Genomic DNA, 2476 nt, shown 5'->3' with positions numbered 1-2476 from the left:
CACCAACAAGCTGATAGGCCGCGGGCCCATCCCGAGCCGATAAATCTTTCCACACCACCAGATGCCCGGCAATGTCATATCCGGCATTAGCCCCGGTTTCCCGAGGTTATTCCAGAGCTCGGGGCAGGTTGCCCACGTGTTACTCACCCGTTCGCCGCTGAGAGCCGAAGCTCCCCGCTCGACTTGCATGTGTTAAGCACGCCGCCAGCGTTCGTCCTGAGCCAGGATCAAACTCTCCATCAATGCATTGAGAGCGCCGATGCAAAAACATCGACAGACCCCGACATCGACAGCAGACCCTCACAGGCCCACCACCGTGTCCAAAGGAATCCCTCACAACCCAACCAGACAGCCACCCCACCACGTGGGAMACCACCCAGCCAGGCCATGAACGGGGTAAAACAATTGGCACTGACAATCGGCACGCTGTTGAGTTCTCAAGGAGCAGGCGCTACCAGACCTCCACCCTCAGGGCTTCGTTCTGGTGCTTCTTTAAGTTACTCGGCTTGCCCGGCGGTGTCAAATCGCTTCTTTTTGTGCGAAATGTTCACATCCGAACAGATCTTACCTTCTTGCACACTCCGGACGTTCGCGTTCAAAGCGATCAACCGGAACGTTTTTCCTAGATTATGAGCTTTGGCTTGATTGTGTCAAATCACTCCGGCCCGGTAGTTAACCTACCCACGTACCGGTGTTTGCCACTCTCGTACCTTATCGCACCGTCCGCGGCCCGTTTCCTCGGGGGGTCTACGCCCCCTCGGAGGAGATCTGGTCCTGCGCGACGCCCGGCTCCCGGAGGAGCTCGGTGGGCGACGAAGAGGAACTATACACGAGTCCGGGCATGGTGAGCGGACGCGAGGACATAACTTTCTGGCACCGACGGTTGACAGTGCGCAATCCCTGCAGCTGACAACCTCCGGGCCCCCGCGCCGATTCCCTCCCTCGCCGAACCGCTGCCGAGGCCCGCCTCGTCCCTCGTTCACCGGTGCCGTCCGCCCGCCGGCGCAGACACCGGGTCCGATGCGGGGGTACCCCGGTCAGCGATCCCCAAACCACCCGAACCTCCGATCCGCACGCTCCCTACACCTGCCCCTCCCGCGTCTACCCAGCCGCGAGGCTGTGAGGCCGGGCAGACGCGCCAGCGAGGCATGTTTGAGGAGGAGGGGACACCAGGCGAGACCGACACACCAGGCGACGTCTTAGAAAACGTCGTACCGGCCGGTACTAGCCCTCCCAGGCGTACCGCTCCGGCGCGAGGATGAAGGCGCCGGCCCCCCGAAGCGCGATCCGGCTGGGATCGGAGCTCCGTCTGATCTGCATCCGCCGGGTGAACGCCAACCCCGTGTGACGATCGAAACTGGCCGACAGCGCGTCCCAGAAGATCGGGCCGGACTGCGCAAACCCGCCAGCCACCACGGCGGCCTCCAGGTCGAGCAGGCTCGCGCAGGAGGCCAGTCCGGCTCCCACCGCAGCACCCGCGCGGGCGAGGGCCCGCCGGGCGACGCCGTCGCCGGCCCGTGCCGAGGCTGCAAGCACGCGACCGTTGGCCKGCTGATCCCCCGAAGGCACCCAGCCCTCGCCGATCGCCCAGGCCACCGTCCGCGGACCCGACGCGAGCGCCTCCAGACATCCACGTCCCCCACACGGACAAGGAGGTCCGTCGGCCTCCACCACCATGTGACCGATATGGCCGGCATTGCCGGATGTGCCGTGCAGCAACCGGCCCCCGAGAACCAGGCCGCCTCCGACGCCGGTGGAGACGGTGACGGCGAGCATGTTGCGCACGCCACGGCCCTCACCCATCCAGTGCTCGCCGGCGGCGAGGGCGACGGCGTCGTTGTGGATCAAAACCGGGCCGCCCGGGTATGCGTCCCGCAGCCGCGCCCGCAACGGGAATCCCCGCCAGGCCGGAATGTTCAACGGGGAGACCTCACCGACCGGCCAGTCCATCGGACCGCTGCACCCGCAGCCGAGTCCCGTCATCTCGTCCGGACGCATCCGCGCCGCGGCGAGCGCCTCGTCGAGGCAGTCCTGGACGACGGCGAAGACCTCCTCGGCATCGACCCCTGCCGCCCGGGCCGACGCCGGCCCAGCGCCGTCCGGATCAGGTGAAGCCGGTGAAGCCGGACGCGGGACCGGCATGGAGCGACGGGCCTGAGCGGCGATCGTGCCGTCCCCCGCGACGACACCGGCGGCGATCTTGGTTCCCCCGATGTCGAGGGCGAGTGCGAAGGTCTTCCGGCCGTCCGCACGCGCCGGCTCCGCACCCGCGGGCTCCTTGCCCGACGCGCGGACGTCCCGCGGCCCGCCCGCCTCCCATGGCTGGAACGCCTCCTGCGACTGGGACATCGTCCTGGCGCCTCTCTGCTCGCCGATCGACCGTCAGGGCTCCGGCACGTTCGCGTTATGACCGGCTCGTCCGCGCGCCGACGGGACGGCCTGGATGTCCGTATCGTCAGGGAAAGCCGTGCAGGTC

1 protein-coding gene and 1 rRNA gene are annotated in these 2476 nt (G+C 67.2%); both read right to left on the bottom strand.

Going from position 1 to position 2476, the window contains the following annotated elements; all coding sequences use genetic code 11:
* Positions 1–243: ribosomal RNA gene (locus KBI5_RS24450) — 16S ribosomal RNA — on the bottom strand; the annotation flags it as partial.
* Positions 244–1224: 981 nt separating this feature from the next.
* Complete coding sequence (locus KBI5_RS24445) at positions 1225–2349, bottom strand: ROK family protein (protein WP_085016608.1); 1125 nt, start codon at positions 2347–2349, stop codon at positions 1225–1227.
* Positions 2350–2476: the final 127 nt, after the last annotated feature.

It is taken from the genome of Frankia sp. KB5, assembly GCF_002099325.1.
GTDB classification, from domain to species: domain Bacteria; phylum Actinomycetota; class Actinomycetes; order Frankiales; family Frankiaceae; genus Frankia; species Frankia casuarinae.
The sequence above is the reverse complement of the archived record's forward strand: the minus strand, read 5'-3'. Positions and strand labels throughout refer to the sequence as shown.